This is a genomic window from Wolbachia endosymbiont (group B) of Erebia ligea, assembly GCF_947179575.1.
Lineage (GTDB): Bacteria > Pseudomonadota > Alphaproteobacteria > Rickettsiales > Anaplasmataceae > Wolbachia > Wolbachia pipientis_C.
The window spans coordinates 83,955-103,090 of the sequence record NZ_CAMXBW010000004.1; the positions used below are offsets into that span (position 1 = coordinate 83,955).

A 19,136-nucleotide genomic window follows, 5' to 3' on the forward strand; every position below is an offset into this window, starting at 1 on the left:
ATGCTTCGCAAATTCTTTAGTTTTTTTATACTATCTGTGTTTTTTTTCATTTGTCCGATTTCTTTGGAAGCTGAAATCATAAAGCATGCTAAGCTCAGTAACGGATTAGATGTTTATGTAGTACCTAATCACCGAATTCCAGCTGTTTTTCATGCAATAATATATAAAGTTGGGGGAATGGATGACCCAATTGGCAAAGCAGGATTGGCTCACTACTTTGAACACTTAATGTTTGAAACTACAGGAAAATTTAAAGACATAGAATCCACTTTGGGCAGCATTGGGGCCCAATTTAATGCTTTTACCACTAAAGAATACACCTGCTACTACGAATTAGTTCTCAAAAAAGATTTACCACTAGCAATGGAAATTGAAGCAGACAGAATGGGCAATTTTGATGTTACTCAAGACAAAATAGATAGAGAAAAAAATATCGTATTAGAAGAAAGAAAGATGAGATTTGATAATAATCCTGAAGCTTTACTATGGGAGGAAATGAACAGTGCATTTTATCGTAATGGTTATGGTAGGTCTGTTATTGGTTGGGAGAGCGATATTAAAACTTACAATCAAGATGACATAACAAGGTTTCATGATAACTATTATCATCCAGGTAATGCTATACTGCTCGTTGTTGGTGATGTAGAATTTGAAGAAGTAGCGGAATTAGCAAAGGAAAAATATGGTGCAATTAAAGCTGAGCCTGTAGTTAAGCATTATCCGAACCAAGATTCAATACATAATGCAGATATATCGGTAATTTTAGAAAGCACTGAAGTGAAAGAGCCAGTTTTATACTTTCGCTATAGTATTCCTTTATTTGAGCAAATAAGTGAAACTTTTCCTGTTGATTTGGCAGTTGATGTTTTGGGGAATGGCAAGTCTAGTAAGCTATATAAAGATTTAGTTCTAGATAAGAATGTAGCAGTAGAAGTGTTTGCTTATTATAATAGCTTAGCTTTTAGTAATGGTTACATTGAGATTCGGGTAACTCCAAAAAGCGGGGTAGATTTGGATGCTGTTGCAAGAGAGTTAGAAAATTCTATTAATCACTTTACCTCTGAAGAAATAACAAGTGAAGAGTTGCAAAGCACAAAGTCTAAATACAAAGCAGCACAGTTTGATAATCTATCTGATTTAACTAGTGTAGCAATGTTTTATATACCACGTCTAGCACTAGGTATCCCACTTGATGAAATAGACATTTCATATAGCAAAATTAATGATGTCAATCTGAAAGATGTAAATCACAAAATTCGTACTATTTTTTCTACTAATAAATTAGTCGGCCGTTTGCTGCCAAAAGGAGGTAATAATGATGAGAGTAAGTAAACTTTTATTTCTACTTTTTTTCTGTCTAGGCTTTAATTTGCAGGCGAGCAGCCACCTAAATATAGAGGAGGTTACTACTAATAAAGGGCTTAAGTTTCTGTTTGTTAAAAACCGTGATTTACCAAAAGTTTCACTCAATATATCATTCAAAGATGCAGGTTACGTGTATGAAAGTGCAGAAAAGCAGGGACTTGCTTGGTTTACTTCTCTTGTAATTCAAGAAGGAGCAGGAAAGAATGATGCCAAAGATTTTGTAAAAAAGCTTGAGGATAAAGGAATTATAGTATTTCCTAAAGTAAATGATAAAGGTATAATAAAGTATTTGAGTTATAATGGCATATAGTGTGGATTTAAGGGAAAAGGCAGTATTGATGATAGAAAAAGGTAAGACAAAGGTTGAGGTAGCAGAGCTTATGGAGATAGGAATAGCAACTCTGTACCGTTGGTTAAAAAAGAAAGCTGCTGGTGAAAGCCTCAAGCCATCTAAAAACGGTAGCTTTATTCGAAAAATAGACCCCAAAATACTCGAAGAATATGTTACAAAGAATCCAGATCATACTCTGGCAGAGATGAAACAAAATCTTGGATTTGGAATAAACTCAATTTGGTATAGACTAAAACAGCTAAAAATTACTTTAAAAAAAAGTCACACTATATCAAGAGCGCAATCAAGAAGATAGGGAGCAATTTATTGATAAAATCTCAAAAATAGACCATTCCAGCATCTTATATATAGATGAAGCAGGAGTTGATAATAAGTTATACCGAGAATATGGACGCGCTCCAAGAGGAAAGAAAATTTATGCAGATATTCCAGGGAGAACTCGAGAGAGAATCAGTATAGTAGCCGGGTGGATTGGAAAGAGATTTATTGCACCAATGACTTTCAAAGGTGGGTGTGACAAAGAGGTATTCAATACATGGTTGGAGAAGATGTTATTACCTAAATTGCCACTTGGCACAACTATAGTTATGGATAATGCTACATTTCATAAGACCACTAAAACAAAATCATTAATAGAGTCTTTTGGCTGTCATTTGCTGTATCTTCCAACATATTCACCAGATTTGAATCCTATAGAATACTGTTGGCATACCATCAAAAGCCGCCTCAGACCTCTCATGTATAAATATACAGACTTACAGCTTTTGGTTGGTAATACCATAATGGAACTTTATCATCCATTTTAGAAAATACTATAGTTTAAATTTTATTGCTGGTTTAGAAGCATTTAGGGTTTCATTAAATACTTTATCTGAGAATCTAGAGGATGCAATTTCACTACTAAGTGATGCTATAATGCGTCCTAAAGTTGATCCTGAAGGATTGAATAGAGTTTTTGAAAAAGCCAAAGTAAACTTTAATAATTTTGAAAAAGATCCTTATTTTATTGCTGCAAAAGAGTTGGATACGTTGTTGTTCAAAAAACATCCTTACTCAAGAGATCCATATGGAACTCTAGACACTATAATGAGCATTACTAGAGACGATGTTTTAACATACATAAAGCGTAGTTTTACTAAGGATAATATCGTTATTAGTATTGTTGGTTGTGCAACAAAAGAAGAAGTTAGTACGCTGCTCGATAAATATTTATCTAAGTTACCATCAAAAAGATCAAAAATTAGGAAGGTATCTGTAAAAAATGAATTTGGGCCTGCAGAAAGTAAGAGCGTTTTTATGGATATACCACAGAGTGTAATACTTTTTGCTCAAAGAGGCATAGCATATGAAGACCCTAATTACTATAATGCTAGTGTTTTGATTAATGCGCTTGGTGGTATGAGTCTAAACTCAATACTGATGAAAGAGTTGAGACAAAATCTAGGTATTACTTATAGTGTCAGTGCACGTAATGTTCCTAATAAGCATGGAAATATTATATCTGGATTTATGAGTACTGATAGTTCCACTGCTAGCAAAGCTATATCAGCAGTAAAAGATACATTTAGCAGAATAAAAGAGGAAGGAATTGACGAACAACTATTCAAGGATGCAAAAATCAGTTTAGTAAATGACCTTATCTTCTCTTTTCTATCCAATAATGCGAATACAGCAACGTTACTGGATAGTATGCAGATAGACGATCGTGATATTAACCATATAAATAATTATGCAAATATCATTAATGATGTTCAATTGGAAAAAGTAAACAAGCTGGCAAGTTCTTTACTGAATCCTGAAAATTTATTTTTTGTTGAAGTTGGAAGAAACGCTCAAGGTCAATAGTTAATACCTTCTGCTATTGATCTTACTGCTTTTACATAACACTTATGCTCTTCAGCTAGAATGCGCTCTGAGAGACTGTGAACATCATCATTTGGTAACATTGGAACAGTAGCTTGAGCGATTATGGCTCCAGCATCAATTTCAGGAGTAACATAATGCACAGTACATCCTGTAATTTTTACACCCGCTTTCAGAGCTTGCTCCTGAGCATTTAGGCCCTTAAATGACGGAAGTAAAGAGGGATGAATATTTATAACTTTGTTATGCCATTTATTCAGGAAATTGGCCTTTATAATTCTCATAAACCCTGCAAGGCAAATTAAATCAACCTTATGTTGAACAAGTATTTCATGAATTTTATCAGTATCAAGTGGCTTATCTTCAATAACAAATGCTGAAACTCCTGCTTGCTTTGCTATTTTAAGGCCTTCAGCTTCACTATTATTTGTGATAACACACACAGTTTCAGCAGGGAAATTATGATCTTGACATGCTTCTATTAAAGCCTGCATGTTTGATCCTCTACCTGAAATTAGTATTCCAAGTTTTATCTTTTTCATTTTAGTGCAGCCGCAAGAATGGATATTAATAAAATAGCTCAAAAGGAAAGTTTATTTTAGAATAAATACTATTGTGTAGCAATACTTTACACTGCTGGATAACATGGAATTAAAGAAATCATTCAGTTTGAAGTAACTTTAACATTTAATTTTAGGAATATTATACAATTTATGGTAAATAAATGCATATTTTTATGGCTGCGTTATTATTTATTTAACAAAGTATTAGTATAATTTACTACACTGAATTAAATGGAGAAAATTCAATGAATAAATTACCAAGCAATGCAAAAACAAGCAAGTCTCAGGTTACTCAGTGGGAGGTAATAAAAAATTGTGAATATTCTGATAATTGTTTATCAAAAGTAGTAACTTTATACGTCATTAAAATGGCAGAATTATCAGATATTTATACGAGTAATGAACCTGAAATTAATACTATACTTACAAGAATAAGCATAACAAGTGAAAATGCATTTTTAAATAAGGTTGTTGATATTGAAATTATGGAGGGCATTTTTCCGTACAAATTCAACAGCAAGAAGAAAAATAACATATCAAAGCTAGAAGATTTGTACAATTATTTATGTTCTACTGTTATTGATAGCCTTCCAAAAGAAATGCTTGAAAGCCTAAGAAGAGAATACAGAGACGCTGTTAACTTATTTAAAGCAATTACTTAACTAGGTGTAGCATTTTTAAGACTTTACCTTCTATTTCAGAAATGCCACTTTCAAGATCTTTATCTATCAAACATATGGTAGATAAATATGTTTTCTGCTTCTTTTCAACATTGATAGTTAAAGTTCCAGGAGTAATCGTAACCGAGTTAGCAAATAATGCAATGGTCTTATCATTATGTCCTATGCATTCCCTTACAATAACAATTGGCTCAACTGTAGATTTGAATCGTAGCACCTTTTTTGTTACATAAATACTTGAAAAAATAATTTGGTAAATTAGCCAAGGTATATAACTTATAAGCTGATAAAGTGACAGCCTACCACTATCATTTAGAATTTGACTAAGGGCACTTTCAGCATCAATTAACCTTTTAAAGATAATCAATGTGAACACAGAAGAAAATACTCCACAGAGAATAAAAAAAGGCTCGAAATAACCAGACAATGTAATCCATAGAGAAGACAAAATCACAAATGATAGAGAAAAAAACTTAATATTTTGCCTGACTTTCATGATTTGGAGTATAACTTAAATGATTTTTTAGGAAAATAAAAAGTTCTTGATTTTTGTGTCAAAGAACATAATAACCAAGTTATTTTAATAAGTAGTGGAGATTATGACGCTTGATGATTTTCTAAAAATGCTTGAAGAAATAAATGATACTTCAGGTTTAAGCAAGAACAACATAGTTGAAAGAATAAAAATAAAATTAGAAAGTATTGATTTACGGAGGTGGGAAGATAGTGGATTTAATATCAATCATATATTCACTACACATAGTGATCTAGATCCTGTAGAAACTACATTGTTGCATTTTGCTGCTAAGAGTGGCTATGAGAACATAGTAATAGCTCTAATTGAATATGGAGCATATGTTGATGCATGGGACAGCGATGGATGCACCCCTTTACATTTTGCTGCTGAATGGAACCACAAAGGCATATTAGATATTTTAATTGAAAGTGGAGCAAATGTTAATGCGTGGGACAATGATGTATGTACACCTTTACATCTTGCTGCCGAAGGTGGAAATGAAAGTGTAGTAAGAGCTCTAATTGCATGTGGAACAGATGTTAACGCGCAGAACAATGATGGACACACTCCTCTACATTTTGCTACTAAGAGTGGCTATGAGAACATAGTAATAGCTCTAATTGAACACGGAGCATATGTCGATGCGTGGGATAATTATAGAAGCACTCCCTTGCATTTTGCTGCTGAAAGTGATAATGAAAACATAGTAAGAACTCTGATTGAACATGGAGCATGTGTTAATGTGTGGGATAGTTGTGGACGCGCTCCTTTGCATTTTGCTAGCGATCATGAAAGTATAAGAGATATTTTAATTGAAAGTGGGGCATATGTTAGTAAACAGAACAATAATAGATATGCTCCTTTACACTTTGCTATTGAATGGGGCTGCAAAGATGTAATAAGTTCTTTGTCAGGTAATGCTATTCCTAGGTCTGAAATGGCAGTAGGAAGAGTGGAACAAATTACACTTGCAGGAAGATTAGAGCTTTTTTAACCAAACTTGCATTTACTGAGATAATTGTTTTGTTATGAATTAAACCAAAAGTTCTGTAATATATTGAAGCTTAAAGATATCTTTAGATATGGAAGTTATTGCAGAAAATAGGAAAGCAAGGTTTGAATACTTTATCTTAGAAGAATTTGAAGCAGGTATAATCCTCTTAAGTAGTGAAGTAAAATCACTAAGGGAAAGAAAAGCAAACATTTCTGATGCTTACGTTACTGAAAAAAAAGGTGAAATATGGCTAAACAATATGCATATTGCAGAGTATAAAGCTGCAAACCAAAAGAATCACAAGCCAAAAAGAGAACGAAAATTGCTTTTGCATAAAAAAGAGATAAATAAGCTAATTGGTCAAATCAAAATCTCTGGAATAACTGTTGTGCCACTTTCTATCTATTTTAATGATAAAGGGTTGGCAAAAACTAAAATTGCTATTGTTAAAGGAAAAAAACTCTACGATAAGAGAGCAACCATAAAGCAGAGAGAGTGGGACCGTGAGAAAAGTAGATTGTCTAAGAATAATTTGTAGTAAAATATGTCTTTAAGTCCAGTTATTTTTAGCATCGGTCCTGTTTCTATATATTGGTACTCTTTAGCATATGTTTTGGGTATAGTTTTTGCATATTGGTATTTACATAAGCTAGACAATCAAAAAATATTTACTAAGAATTTTTACGATTCGTTATTAACAGCCGTTATTATAGGCATTATCCTTGGAGGTAGGCTTGGCTACGTATTGATATATGATCCGGTTCTCTATATAAGCAATCCTATCGAGATACTAAAGACCTGGGAAGGAGGGATGTCATTTCATGGCGGTGCTATAGGAGTTTTGCTTGCAGTAATAATCTCCTGTAGAAGACATAACATTCCTATATTTTACACACTGGATCTAATTTCTTGTGGAGTTCCGATAGGTTTACTTCTAGGCCGCATAGGTAATTTTATAAATGGAGAGTTATTTGGCAGGGTTACAACTATGCCGTGGGGTATGGTATTTCCAGAAAGTGGTGATAATTTATTGCGCCATCCAAGCCAACTTTATGAAGCATTTTTAGAAGGAGCGCTACTTTTCGTAGTTGTAAATTCACTATTTTTCTTGAACAAAATGAGATTGTATTATGGTGCAACAACTGGAGTTGCAGTTATGTTGTATGGAGTAGCACGTTTTATGGTTGAATTTTTCCGCGAGCCAGACTATCAAATTGGCTATTTATGGTTCAATTTAACTATGGGACAGTTGCTTTCTATACCTATGATTTTGGTGGGAATGCTTATATATTTAGGTGCGTTGAATTTTAGGTTTGATACAAAATCTATTCAATAGACAAGAGGTAAGTTGAATAAAAAAATATAGTAGAAGTTTATCTACTACATAGCATGTACAACTGTACTAACTTTTCGTGTTGCAGAGAATAAATGTAAGACCAGCAAACCTTCGTTGTATAGCTATAAGAAAAACTTAGTAGCTACTGACCAAATTCATTACTAAGTAGATATTCATTTTCCACCAGAATATTCCTGATTGAGAAGCTACTCTATTAGTATCCGTTCAGAGGTGTGGTTTAAGAAACAACAGCTAGCAGGTTTTGAAAAGGGTTTAATTCCTTTTGTTTCCAAGTCAGATACAACGAAATTATCCGCTCAAGAAATCTATTCCCTCGCTCTGACTGTGCAAAATATGAATTCTTACGATAGACAACATAATGCCGTATCTGTCGCTCAACATGGTTATTCGTTAATGGAATATTCTCTGGGTCATCCAAAAATGTCCACATCATTGACTCGGATTTTATAATACCCTTTACCGTTCGTGAAGCTCCTTTTGCTTCAAGTATATAAGATATTTTTATCATGCAGTACTGTATGTATCTTCGTAATTCTTTAGCTTGCTTAGTGAACTTTGAAATACTAATTTCATTTTCTGACAAAGCGTTTTTTAATACAAACAATCCATTAGCTGCGTCTTTTAAACAATGGCCAAGTCTCATTACTTCACTATTCCAACTATGAGATAACCTCTCGAAATTTCTCAATAAGTGAGCCCAACAAATTTGTCGTTTTTCATCACTGAAGTGGTTGTAAACTGCATATCTGTCAGTAATTACCAGGTTTTTGTAATCACAAAATGCACTATTCTTTAAAAATTTCATTCCTCTTGTATCTGCTAACTTCATAAGACTTGCTTTATTGTTGGCAAACATCCAGCACCATCCCAATTTGCCTTTGTTGTAGTGACTGGTTTCATCAATATGCAAAATTTCGCTTGCTTTTATTTCTTCCTCTATTTGTTCATAGGCTTCTTTACATTTTGACGAAACCCTTGCTTCACTATTGGACACACTACCAACACTTATACTCATGTTAAAGATGTCTTTCATAATATTCGCTATTTCTCGCTTTGAATTCTTATAAAACCCACTTAGTGATGCAACTACTGACTTAACTCTAGGACCAAAGGTATCCGGTGTAACTCCTTCTGGTAATTTGCTACTCCTTCTTTTTCCGCATTTACGACAGCGACCATGTTCTAATTGATACTCAACTACGTAAGGCTTAATTTCTGGTAAATCAACTTTTTGATAGACATATGGTTTTTCCGATATTGCGATTTCTTCACCACACTCGCATCTATTTGGTAACTCTACCTTCACCACCTCATCTGCTTCCATTTTAGCTCGGCAATTCCCCTTATGTCCAACTTGACCACCTATCTTCCTGCCGCCCTCTGACTTATCTTCTGGTGTGTCTTTTTTTATTTTGTACAGCTCTTTTGAACTTGGTAAAGATGAATTCCTTGAGTTTAAGCCGAGTCTCTCTCTTAGTTCAGCATTCTCTATTTCTAAGATTTTATTTTTTTCTTCAAGCTTTGCTACTTTCTGCTCTAAGTTTTTACATAACTCTACAATACTGATCAACAATTGAAGCATCTAGCCTTACTTTACTATCAACATTTTGTGTTATTACTACTTTAATATATTATGTCAATTGTTTTTTATCCTTGCCACACCTCTGAACGGATACACTTGTTCACTATTACGATAATTCTTCTCAAGGGTATAAAAAACTTCTGACCCTTGATCCCTTATACATTGATTTTGACAGAGAAAAGATTTTAACTTAGATAGAGAGAAAAAACTAGGATGTATTACTTGATTAATATCACCGCATAACAAAAAATTATCCTTACTTTCATCTTTTAAACTTTTTAATATTAAACTCAGTGTGCTTTCGGTCAAATCTTGTACTTCATCTACAACAATCGCACTATACATTCCTTCTGTAATGCACTTATATGCAACAAGATTAGGATCATAATACTCTGAATCTTTTTCTATAAACTTCCTGTACTCTTTAAAAAAATCATAAACTTTGTTCCTTTCGTCTACAGAAAACATAGATTGTCTGTTTCCTAATTTACCATATCTATCTTTTCCATCTTTTCCTAATAAGTCTCCTCCACCTATCACAGCTGTAAATTCTTCGAATATTTTATCTCCATCTTTTTTATACTCTTTAAATTTATCTTTCTTGCATATTTCGTTGAACCATGAAAAAAACTTACTTCTATTGATTGGCTTCTTTCCTTTTATATCTTCTGCTCGCTTTTCAAGAAACTCATGCAGAGATAAGAAATCAATTTCTTCCGGAGCAGCAATCTTGAACTCATTAGCAGTTTCATCATAGTATTCGTATTCAAGTAATTTTTTTGATTCTTTTATAAGATTTTCGGATTTGGTAATATATAGAATTTTTCCTCCCTCAAACTTCCCTTTTATCTTCTTTAGGCTCTCCAAAGCCACTGATGTCTTTCCACTACCAGCAGATCCACTAATAACTAAAGGTAATTCAAACTTTCCAACTCTTTTAACTATATCTTTTTGCTTTGCACTAAAAGTAATAAATTTACCGAGATAACTAACTTGTGGAGCATCTTCAATCTCCAATGTACTTACGCTATTAGAAACTTCTTCATTGTTTTTATCTATTATTTCTATGTTTTTAATTTTTTCTCTATTTGTTAAAAATTTAGACTTATGATAATCATGATTCAGAATTACTTCTAAAATAATAAAAGCATCTTTGTTATCAATCTTTATACTTGTGAATAATAATCTGTCACTATCACTTAATTTAGCTCGAGAATATTCAATATTCCCATCACCTTTTATTAATTTTATATTCCCTTGGCTTGTACTGTTGTTCTCTTTTAAATCTTTAATTATTTCGTTGAACTTTTTTCTCAAAGAACTTTTATCATCACCTAAATCATGGTCATTAAACTTCTTATAAAACAATATAATACTCATAATTTCTCTTAATTACTTAATTATACTAAGAGTATAATAATATTATTAATATGTCAATATTTCTATTATTATATTAACTTTTATTATTTATTAGCACGCAATTCTTATCTCATCATTAAATAAGTAATACTGCAAAGTTGTGGAATAAAAGTTATTAGAATCAATTGGTGTACCATATAAACTTTTCAATATAGTGATTTTGCTATACCATGAAATCAGCTATATTGGTTTACTTTCACTAAATTTACATATGAACCAATTTGCCTAACTTTGTTGCAATGATTTTAAGCTTCCATTTTTACAACCATATTTTTATAGGCTTGTTTTCACAAAGGTAGGTACTTTTTTTGCGTTTTTGGAAAAATGAACATTAAAGATTTTTATGATTCTAATTTGCAGTATGTTTCTGAAACTAAAGTGAATATTAATAATCCTATATAAAATATAAAAAAATACATAATTCTTGATTTTCTCACAGATATAGTTAACAATTAAGCTATATTATTCTAATAAAAAAGTTATAACTTTATGGTGGAAAAAGATATTAGCTGTAGAAAGTGATCCTAGACTTTTAATTGATATAGATAAACAAGCTAACTTAAAGAAAATGTTAGTTCTTTCTTTAAGGGAAGCTATAAATAGACCAGATGTTTCAATTGTTACAAACCTATACGAACATTTTACACAAAAACCTACTAGAAATAGGCGCGAGTACCCTGATTCACAATTCTCAATTATTTCGGGAAATATATAAAAATGCCTTTATACTTGTAAGCAATGATATTGCCAAGCTCAATGAAAAAAATCTTAATCAGATCATTAGTAGAAAAGTAGGGCAGATCGAAACAATTTTGGCTATAGTCTCATTAATTGATAATAAACGACTGATAAAAAAAAGAGCAGGGAGTGTTCAATTGTATTAAATAAGAGTCTGATATTATAGTATTTCCTAAAGTAAATGATAAAGGTATAATAAAGTATTTGAGTTATAATGGCATATAGTGTGGATTTAAGGGAAAAGGCAGTATTGATGATAGAAAAAGGTAAGACAAAGGTTGAGGTAGCAGAGCTTATGGAGATAGGAATAGCAACTCTGTACCGTTGGTTAAAAAAGAAAGCTGCTGGTGAAAGCCTCAAGCCATCTAAAAACGGTAGCTTTATTCGAAAAATAGACCCCAAAATACTCGAAGAATATGTTACAAAGAATCCAGATCATACTCTGGCAGAGATGAAACAAAATCTTGGATTTGGAATAAACTCAATTTGGTATAGACTAAAACAGCTAAAAATTACTTTAAAAAAAAGTCACACTATATCAAGAGCGCAATCAAGAAGATAGGGAGCAATTTATTGATAAAATCTCAAAAATAGACCATTCCAGCATCTTATATATAGATGAAGCAGGAGTTGATAATAAGTTATACCGAGAATATGGACGCGCTCCAAGAGGAAAGAAAATTTATGCAGATATTCCAGGGAGAACTCGAGAGAGAATCAGTATAGTAGCCGGGTGGATTGGAAAGAGATTTATTGCACCAATGACTTTCAAAGGTGGGTGTGACAAAGAGGTATTCAATACATGGTTGGAGAAGATGTTATTACCTAAATTGCCACTTGGCACAACTATAGTTATGGATAATGCTACATTTCATAAGACCACTAAAACAAAATCATTAATAGAGTCTTTTGGCTGTCATTTGCTGTATCTTCCAACATATTCACCAGATTTGAATCCTATAGAATACTGTTGGCATACCATCAAAAGCCGCCTCAGACCTCTCATGTATAAATATACAGACTTACAGCTTTTGGTTGGTAATACCATAATGGAACTTTATCATCCATTTTAGAAAATACTATAGCTTCTAAGATATTAGATTTTACTTCTGTAAGTTCACATTTAATCTGATCTATTTTCCCATTCAAATTTTTATGTGCATCTTCGATTAATTTATTCATTTCATCTTCTAAAAGTATTCTTATTTCTTTGCTTTGTGAAGTGACAATATCGGCTATTTTGTCTGTGATTTCAGGTTTTATAAGGCTTTCAATTTTTTCTTCAGTGTATTTTTTTACTGCTTCTTCTACCTGAGTTTTTATTTCTGGCTTTAGCAGATCTGCAACTTCTGGTCCTACTTTTTTCACTGCTTTTTCAGCTGCATTTTTTGCTGCTTTTTCAGCATTTGCTTCTACTGACTTTACTGTCTTATCAATTGAAGTCGATATTTTTTTTTCTATTTGATTAGCTTTTTCGGTAGCTATTTTGTTAGCTTTCTCTTCAGCTAAAGTTAGCATTTTTCCTTCTATTTTTTTTTACTTCATCTTGAGCTGATTTTCTAGCTTCTAGTTTTAAATCGTTACCCATTTGAGATATTACTTGATTCGCAGCTTCTTTTGCTGTTTTGCTTATACCAAGAATTTTATCAAACATTCCTGCACGATACACTTGAGAGCCGAAGTTTGATTCGTCAGCCAAATTTTTGTAATTGTATTCTTTCATAATGTACTCCTTAATTTAAAAACCATACTAACATTAATATACAAGTACAAAAATTATATTAATATTAGTATTGCTTTTCAGGGCAGTAGTATAAATTTATAGTACCTTTTGAAAAAATTCATGACTTGACGACAAAGAGCATTATATTGGTATCATGACTGACTTGGAAAAGATGAGAGAAAAACTGCAAAATCAAATTAATTATCATAATATCTTATATTATCAAAAAAGTAAGCCAGAGATAAGTGATGCTGAATATGATGAACTGAAAAAAAAGTTAGCTGCGATAGAGCCAGAAGCTTATGCAACACAAGATAGTGTTGGTGCTCCGCCTGATGAGAGATTTTCTAAGGTGGAACATCAAGAACCTATGCTTTCTCTTGAGAATGCTTATGATGAACAAGGTGTAGAGAAATTTTTGTCTAAAATAAAGAGATTTTTAATTGCAGATGAAATAGAAATACTATGTGAGCCAAAAATTGATGGATTGTCATTTTCTGCAATTTATGAAGATGGGAAATTTGTTAAAGCTGCAACTCGAGGTGATGGTTTTGTAGGAGAGGATGTTACTCACAATGTTGCAACAATAAAAGACTTTCCTAAGTTTTTACAAGATGTGCAAGGAAGACTAGAAGTAAGGGGTGAAATATATATCAGTAACAGCGACTTTTTAAAGTTAAATGAAAATAATGAATTCGCTAATCCTCGAAATGCAGCTGCTGGTTCTTTAAAGCAATTGAATGCGAACATTACAGCAAGAAGGCCTCTTAGATATTTTGCTTATTCTTTAATTGGTGGAATAGAGAAAAGTCAAAGTGAAGTACTAGAAAAACTTAAGAAACTTGGTTTTTGCGTAAATGAGCATCGTTCCTTAACAAGTAGTTTGAATGGAATGCTAAAGTTCTATAACGAGATCTATGATTGTCGTTATAACTTGGATTATGATATCGATGGGATAGTCTATAAAGTGAATGATTTGGTGCTACAAAGTCGTCTGGGAAGTACACACAAAGCGCCACGCTCAGCACTTGCATATAAGTTTTCTGCGATTTATGCGAAGACAAAGTTAAATAAAATATTTATACAGGTGGGTAGAACGGGGGTTTTAACTCCAGTTGCAGATTTAGTACCAGTCAATATTGGTGGAGTATTAGTTAGCAGAGCAAGTCTACATAACCAAGATGAGATAAAACGTAAAGATATAAGAGAGGGAGATGTTGTAACAATTAAAAGGGCTGGGGATGTAATTCCTAAAATTGTCAAAGTAGATGAAGGTTCTCGTCATACAAATATGCCTGAATTTGTTTTTCCTGACATATGTCTTGAATGTGGTAGTAAAGTGCAGATTGAAGGAGTGGCAGTAAGATGTCCTGAAGAATTTAATTGCAAGGCTCAAATAGTAGAAAAACTAAAACATTTTGTGTCAAAAGATGCATTTGATATTGTTGGCCTTGGTGAAAAACAAATAAAGTTTTTTTATGACCTGGAACTAATAAGACAAATTCCAGACATTTTTATTTTAGAGGAAAGATTAAAAGAGTTTTCCTTAAAAGAGCATCATGGTTGGGGCGAGAAGTCAATAGCTAATCTATTAAGTGCTATAAAAAACAGAAGAGTAATCACTCTAGATAGGTTCATATTTTCTTTGGGTATCAGATTTATCGGCCAAGTTGCAGCAGAATTGCTCGCAAATTATTATGTATCTTATGATAACTGGTATAATTCGATGTCATCAAATGATGTTGAGTTGGTAGGTATAGATGGTATAGGAGAAAAAGTAGCTGAATCTTTAAAATCGTTTTTTTCTCAGGAACGTAACATTAAAATGTTAAATGACCTGACTGCATATCTGCAAATTCTTCCCGTGAGCTCCAACTCTAGCGATTCTTTTTTGAATAACAAAATTATAGTGTTTACTGGTAAGCTACGTGCTATGAGTAGAGGGGAGGCAAAGGTAAGAGCTAAAGTTTTAGGGGCAAAGATCAGTTCAAGCCTTTCTACTAAAACTGACTATTTAATTGCAGGAGAAGATCCAGGTTCAAAATATAAAAAAGCAATGGAATTGGGTGTGGAAATTTTAGATGAAGAACAGTGGAACAAATTGTGCTAAACACAACTTAATCTGACGGGAATTAATTAACTGATAGAAGAATTGAAAACTATAGTATTTTCTAAAATGGATGATAAAGTTCCATTATGGTATTACCAACCAAAAGCTGTAAGTCTGTATATTTATACATGAGAGGTCTGAGGCGGCTTTTGATGGTATGCCAACAGTATTCTATAGGATTCAAATCTGGTGAATATGTTGGAAGATACAGCAAATGACAGCCAAAAGACTCTATTAATGATTTTGTTTTAGTGGTCTTATGAAATGTAGCATTATCCATAACTATAGTTGTGCCAAGTGGCAATTTAGGTAATAACATCTTCTCCAACCATGTATTGAATACCTCTTTGTCACACCCACCTTTGAAAGTCATTGGTGCAATAAATCTCTTTCCAATCCACCCGGCTACTATACTGATTCTCTCTCGAGTTCTCCCTGGAATATCTGCATAAATTTTCTTTCCTCTTGGAGCGCGTCCATATTCTCGGTATAACTTATTATCAACTCCTGCTTCATCTATATATAAGATGCTGGAATGGTCTATTTTTGAGATTTTATCAATAAATTGCTCCCTATCTTCTTGATTGCGCTCTTGATATAGTGTGACTTTTTTTTAAAGTAATTTTTAGCTGTTTTAGTCTATACCAAATTGAGTTTATTCCAAATCCAAGATTTTGTTTCATCTCTGCCAGAGTATGATCTGGATTCTTTGTAACATATTCTTCGAGTATTTTGGGGTCTATTTTTCGAATAAAGCTACCGTTTTAGATGGCTTGAGGCTTTCACCAGCAGCTTTCTTTTTTAACCAACGGTACAGAGTTGCTATTCCTATCTCCATAAGCTCTGCTACCTCAACCTTTGTCTTACCTTTTTCTATCATCAATACTGCCTTTTCCCTTAAATCCACACTATATGCCATTATAACTCAAATACTTTATTATACCTTTATCATTTACTTTAGGAAATACTATAGTACAAAAAGTTTCCTTGAGAGCGCAAAATTATTGTCTTTTGCTGCACAAGATGAAATATGTGAAAACCAAGATTTAGTGTATTTTTAATCACAACAGGGGTTTTATATAAGGTTTTTATGTTTTTTTTAACCCATAAAAACCTGAGGATAAATGAAGAGAAAAGTATCTGTTAAGTTGCATAGCTACTGTGCAAAATATTGAAGCAAAAAGGTTTCATCCCAGTGCTTCCTACCTTGTCATCCCAGTGCTCAGACACTGGGATCCATTGTTCCTTTCTGGATTATATCGTCACGCGCTGGAATGACACCTATTATTGTTTTTACTTTATATCTTTATTTGTCTATCTTATTTTACCATTCTGTTGAACGAATACAGGAAAATAAACTGTAATATCTAACTTTGATGCAAAAAGATCAACATATAACACGTAAAAGTTACTGAATCACTTTAGCCATATATAGAATTACTTTGTTAAATATCCTCTACTCCCAGGTTTCATTATGGGTAATTGTTTTAATTCACTTGGCAGTTCTTCCTCGCTATAGTTTTTGATATTTAGTTCAATCAAAGATATGATAGGAAAAGGTAGTTTTGTTTCACTATTTCTCTTGATCAAAGAAGCTCCAGCAACAACTTTACCTCCCTTCTCTTCTGCACATTTTACTGCTTCAAGTAAAGATTTACCTGTGGTAATCACATCTTCAATTAGTAATATTTTCTCACCTTGTTTAATCTCAAATCCACGGCGTAATTCAAACTTACCATTAACACGTTCGCAAAATATTGTTCTTATTCCAAGCTGTCTACCAATCTCATAACCCACGATTATTCCACCAATTGCAGGAGATAGTATTAAATCTATGGGTTCAATAAGCTCTTTTCTTATTTTATTCGCCAATAGCTCACAAACGTTCATTGCTCTGCTTGGATTTTCAAAAATTTTAGCGCATTGTATGTAAGTGTTGCTGTGCAGCCCTGATGAGAGTACAAAATGTCCGTGCAAAATCGCACCAGCCTCTTCAAATTCTTTTATTATTGTATTATCTAATATCATTCTTGAGTTTTAAATTCTTTATTAATTATCTGTGTTATACAGATATCAGACCACACATTTATTGCAGTTTCAAACATATCAATGATTGTATAAATAGGCAAAATCAATCCCATAATGTACAAAGGAACATTCATTGATACCAAATAACTAGTTGCCATAAAATAGCACCCCATCGGCACTCCAGCGTTACCAATTGCAGCTCCTGTAGCTAAAAAAATCCATATGAACATCTCACTTAAGGAAAATGTGTGCCCATTCATCTCTGCAACAAACATCACTGTGATTAAAATAAATGCAGCACACGCATTCATATTGACTGTTGTGCATATTGGTAGAATAAAAGATGACAATTTCTTTGGTACCTTTAGCTGATTTTGCACACATTCTATAGTTGTAGGCAGCGTTGCACTAGATGATTTAGAAAAAAACGCAAGTGTAAGTGCTGGCATAACACCTTTCATCGTTTGAATTGGTGATATACCTTTATACCACATGAGTAGTGGCAAAATCACAAATGCTTGCATGAAATTTGCAGACATTATGCAAGCAAAATACCAAAAAAGACTATGGAATTCGCTGCCACCTTTTAACTCGTATAAAAAACATGTGATAAAAGACCATACAGCAAGAGGAATAAACTTTAATAACCCTTGAGCAATTTTAAGAAGTGTATCAAACAGTGCAGAGAATATTTGGTGTAATATATTCTGTTTTTCTTTTGAGAGCGAAATAATAGCTCCACCCATCAAAAAAGCAATCAATATGCTGCCAATAACATTATTTTCAAGAAAAACTTGCACAAAATTCGAAGGAATGAGTGATTTTAAGTATGAAAAGTAATTGTGGTTGCTGTCACTCACACTTTCTATTGTGTTACTTATGAAATTTTTTCTTACTGGATCTATGAATAAATAGAAAGATAGCGCAACAAATGCAGCTATAATGGTTGTAAGCAGCGTATAAAACAGTGTCTTCTTAAGTAATACTTTAATTTCAATTGAGTCTTTAAGTCCCGAAATTGTGGACACGATAGATAGAAAAACTAAAGGTAAGCTAATCAATTTCAATAAACTGATGAATATATCACTAAGTAGCCTTGCTACTTCAAATATCACTTCATTGTTTAAATAGTAAGCAATTACCGCAAACAGTATAGAAAAGAATATTGCAAGTTTGCGCATTGAAAATAAAACCTCAAAATGATATTATACAATAATTTTTGGAATTAGGTTAAGATAACTTTACAGGTTAGGTAAAGATGAGTAACATTTTATTATAATTAAGTGTTAAGGAGGGGTATGGATAAAAAAACTAAAGAAGAGTTAATCCTTGTTGGAATATTAATGGGAATGAATATTGCAATAGGAGTGCTTGTAGGTCTTGGCCCAAGTTTCGCAGTTTTATCACCTTCCATTATAGGTGGAATTATTGCTGCTGTTTCTACAATATTATCTATCGCATACCTTACATATTGTGATCATAAGGAAGATAAAGTAAATCGAGAATGCATTTTCCCTATATTTTGTATGGGCGTTACTAGCACTGCAATCGGGATTGGTCTTGGTGCAGCTATAGGTGCTATTTTTTCCTGGTGTAATGTTAAATACAGGATCAGCAGTTTTGATGGGTGCGACAATAGGAATTATTGCCCCAATTACAGGCCTTATTGTTGGAAATATGCTTGTAGAACCTATGATTAAGAAAATAAATCACTACATCATAGAACCGGTAATTGAAAAAATAAAAGAATGCTTTTCCTCAAGAGAAGCGTAATAAGACTCGCAAAATAATATATCTTGGACGTAAATTGAGGTACTCAATTTACGTAGGTCATATTAGAGGAGA

The 19,136-nt window shown here is 32.8% G+C and carries 23 protein-coding genes and 2 pseudogenes; 14 read left to right on the plus strand and 11 right to left on the minus strand.

Annotated elements, in window-relative coordinates; translation table 11 throughout:
* The 5 genes and pseudogenes from OM962_RS06645 to OM962_RS06665 form a co-directional block, all read left to right on the plus strand.
* A complete protein-coding gene (locus tag OM962_RS06645) occupies positions 1 to 1,332 on the plus strand; it encodes a M16 family metallopeptidase (RefSeq protein WP_264331222.1) in 1,332 nt (443 codons plus the stop codon).
* Positions 1,319 to 1,612: pseudogene (locus tag OM962_RS06650) on the plus strand (insulinase family protein); the annotation flags it as partial. The gene OM962_RS06645 and the pseudogene OM962_RS06650, both read left to right, overlap by 14 nt.
* A gap of 52 nt (positions 1,613 to 1,664) precedes the next feature.
* On the plus strand, positions 1,665 to 2,012 hold the full coding sequence (locus tag OM962_RS06655; protein ID WP_213864026.1) for an IS630 transposase-related protein: 348 nt from the start codon (positions 1,665 to 1,667) through the stop codon (positions 2,010 to 2,012).
* A 28-nt stretch (positions 2,013 to 2,040) separates the two neighbouring features.
* The gene (locus tag OM962_RS06660; protein ID WP_264330460.1) at positions 2,041 to 2,523 is read left to right on the plus strand and encodes an IS630 family transposase; all 483 of its coding nucleotides are present in this window, start codon (positions 2,041 to 2,043) and stop codon (positions 2,521 to 2,523) included.
* A gap of 1 nt (position 2,524) precedes the next feature.
* Positions 2,525 to 3,562, plus strand: a pseudogene (locus OM962_RS06665) (M16 family metallopeptidase); the annotation flags it as partial.
* Here OM962_RS06665 and purN read toward each other — a convergent pair.
* Entirely contained in the window at positions 3,556 to 4,122 is a 567-nt protein-coding gene (gene purN, locus OM962_RS06670; protein WP_264331223.1) for a phosphoribosylglycinamide formyltransferase, read from the minus strand. The pseudogene OM962_RS06665 and the gene purN overlap by 7 nt on opposite strands.
* A 266-nt stretch (positions 4,123 to 4,388) precedes the next feature.
* Here purN and OM962_RS06675 point away from each other — a divergent pair, with 266 nt between their 5' ends.
* Entirely contained in the window at positions 4,389 to 4,805 is a 417-nt protein-coding gene (locus tag OM962_RS06675) for a hypothetical protein (protein ID WP_264331224.1), read from the plus strand.
* On the opposite strand, the gene OM962_RS06680 is transcribed toward OM962_RS06675, so the two are convergent.
* Entirely contained in the window at positions 4,798 to 5,319 is a 522-nt protein-coding gene (locus tag OM962_RS06680) for a Na+/H+ antiporter subunit E (RefSeq protein ID WP_006015458.1), read from the minus strand. The two genes, OM962_RS06675 and OM962_RS06680, sit on opposite strands and share 8 nt — an antisense overlap.
* 103 nt (positions 5,320 to 5,422) lie before the next feature.
* Here OM962_RS06680 and OM962_RS06685 point away from each other — a divergent pair, with 103 nt between their 5' ends.
* The 3 genes from OM962_RS06685 to lgt all read left to right on the plus strand — a co-directional run bounded on the left by OM962_RS06685 (position 5,423) and on the right by lgt (position 7,670).
* Positions 5,423 to 6,334 carry an ankyrin repeat domain-containing protein gene (locus tag OM962_RS06685; protein WP_264331225.1) on the plus strand — a complete coding sequence of 304 codons (912 nt, stop codon included), beginning with the start codon at positions 5,423 to 5,425 and terminating at the stop codon, positions 6,332 to 6,334.
* A gap of 88 nt (positions 6,335 to 6,422) precedes the next feature.
* Complete coding sequence (smpB, locus tag OM962_RS06690) at positions 6,423 to 6,872, plus strand: SsrA-binding protein SmpB (protein WP_264331226.1); 450 nt, start codon at positions 6,423 to 6,425, stop codon at positions 6,870 to 6,872.
* 6 nt (positions 6,873 to 6,878) lie between these two features.
* A complete protein-coding gene (gene lgt, locus OM962_RS06695) occupies positions 6,879 to 7,670 on the plus strand; it encodes a prolipoprotein diacylglyceryl transferase (RefSeq protein WP_264331227.1) in 792 nt (263 codons plus the stop codon).
* A gap of 238 nt (positions 7,671 to 7,908) precedes the next feature.
* On the opposite strand, the gene tnpC is transcribed toward lgt, so the two are convergent.
* Entirely contained in the window at positions 7,909 to 9,261 is a 1,353-nt protein-coding gene (tnpC, locus tag OM962_RS06700) for an IS66 family transposase (RefSeq protein WP_264330462.1), read from the minus strand.
* A gap of 66 nt (positions 9,262 to 9,327) precedes the next feature.
* Entirely contained in the window at positions 9,328 to 10,653 is a 1,326-nt protein-coding gene (locus tag OM962_RS06705) for a UvrD-helicase domain-containing protein (RefSeq protein WP_264331228.1), read from the minus strand.
* A gap of 647 nt (positions 10,654 to 11,300) precedes the next feature.
* On the opposite strand from OM962_RS06705, the gene OM962_RS06710 reads away from it, so the two are divergent.
* The 3 genes from OM962_RS06710 (at position 11,301) to OM962_RS06720 (ending at position 12,503) form a co-directional block, all read left to right on the plus strand.
* On the plus strand, positions 11,301 to 11,576 hold the full coding sequence (locus tag OM962_RS06710; protein WP_264331229.1) for a hypothetical protein: 276 nt from the start codon (positions 11,301 to 11,303) through the stop codon (positions 11,574 to 11,576).
* A gap of 68 nt (positions 11,577 to 11,644) precedes the next feature.
* Positions 11,645 to 11,992 carry an IS630 transposase-related protein gene (locus OM962_RS06715; RefSeq protein WP_213864026.1) on the plus strand — a complete coding sequence of 116 codons (348 nt, stop codon included), beginning with the start codon at positions 11,645 to 11,647 and terminating at the stop codon, positions 11,990 to 11,992.
* Between the two features lie 28 nt (positions 11,993 to 12,020).
* Positions 12,021 to 12,503, plus strand: coding sequence for an IS630 family transposase (locus OM962_RS06720; protein ID WP_264330460.1), 483 nt, complete (start codon positions 12,021 to 12,023; stop codon positions 12,501 to 12,503).
* On the opposite strand, the gene OM962_RS06725 is transcribed toward OM962_RS06720, so the two are convergent.
* The gene (locus tag OM962_RS06725) at positions 12,433 to 12,948 is read right to left on the minus strand and encodes a hypothetical protein (protein WP_264331230.1); all 516 of its coding nucleotides are present in this window, start codon (positions 12,946 to 12,948) and stop codon (positions 12,433 to 12,435) included. The genes OM962_RS06720 and OM962_RS06725 overlap by 71 nt on opposite strands.
* Positions 12,932 to 13,153, minus strand: coding sequence for a hypothetical protein (locus OM962_RS06730; RefSeq protein WP_264331231.1), 222 nt, complete (start codon positions 13,151 to 13,153; stop codon positions 12,932 to 12,934). The genes OM962_RS06725 and OM962_RS06730 overlap by 17 nt, the downstream gene beginning before the upstream one ends.
* A 154-nt stretch (positions 13,154 to 13,307) precedes the next feature.
* Between OM962_RS06730 and ligA the strand changes: the two genes are divergently transcribed.
* On the plus strand, positions 13,308 to 15,263 hold the full coding sequence (ligA, locus tag OM962_RS06735; RefSeq protein ID WP_264331232.1) for an NAD-dependent DNA ligase LigA: 1,956 nt from the start codon (positions 13,308 to 13,310) through the stop codon (positions 15,261 to 15,263).
* A 61-nt stretch (positions 15,264 to 15,324) separates the two neighbouring features.
* Here ligA and OM962_RS06740 read toward each other — a convergent pair whose 3' ends face one another.
* From OM962_RS06740 to OM962_RS06760, 5 genes are all read right to left on the minus strand, one after another.
* The gene (locus OM962_RS06740) at positions 15,325 to 15,825 is read right to left on the minus strand and encodes an IS630 family transposase (RefSeq protein WP_319606738.1); all 501 of its coding nucleotides are present in this window, start codon (positions 15,823 to 15,825) and stop codon (positions 15,325 to 15,327) included.
* A 10-nt stretch (positions 15,826 to 15,835) separates the two neighbouring features.
* On the minus strand, positions 15,836 to 16,015 hold the full coding sequence (locus tag OM962_RS06745; RefSeq protein WP_319606739.1) for an IS630 transposase-related protein: 180 nt from the start codon (positions 16,013 to 16,015) through the stop codon (positions 15,836 to 15,838).
* Positions 16,003 to 16,182 (minus strand): transposase, encoded by a 180-nt coding sequence (locus tag OM962_RS06750; RefSeq protein ID WP_264330453.1) that lies wholly within the window; start codon positions 16,180 to 16,182, stop codon positions 16,003 to 16,005. Before OM962_RS06750 ends, OM962_RS06745 begins: the two co-directional genes overlap by 13 nt.
* Before the next feature lie 518 nt (positions 16,183 to 16,700).
* Complete coding sequence (gene pyrE, locus OM962_RS06755; protein WP_264331233.1) at positions 16,701 to 17,291, minus strand: orotate phosphoribosyltransferase; 591 nt, start codon at positions 17,289 to 17,291, stop codon at positions 16,701 to 16,703.
* A complete protein-coding gene (locus tag OM962_RS06760; protein ID WP_264331234.1) occupies positions 17,288 to 18,472 on the minus strand; it encodes a dicarboxylate/amino acid:cation symporter in 1,185 nt (394 codons plus the stop codon). Before OM962_RS06760 ends, pyrE begins: the two co-directional genes overlap by 4 nt.
* 117 nt (positions 18,473 to 18,589) lie before the next feature.
* Here OM962_RS06760 and OM962_RS06765 point away from each other — a divergent pair, with 117 nt between their 5' ends.
* A complete protein-coding gene (locus OM962_RS06765; RefSeq protein WP_264331235.1) occupies positions 18,590 to 18,991 on the plus strand; it encodes a hypothetical protein in 402 nt (133 codons plus the stop codon).
* The last annotated feature ends 145 nt before the right edge of the window (positions 18,992 to 19,136 follow it).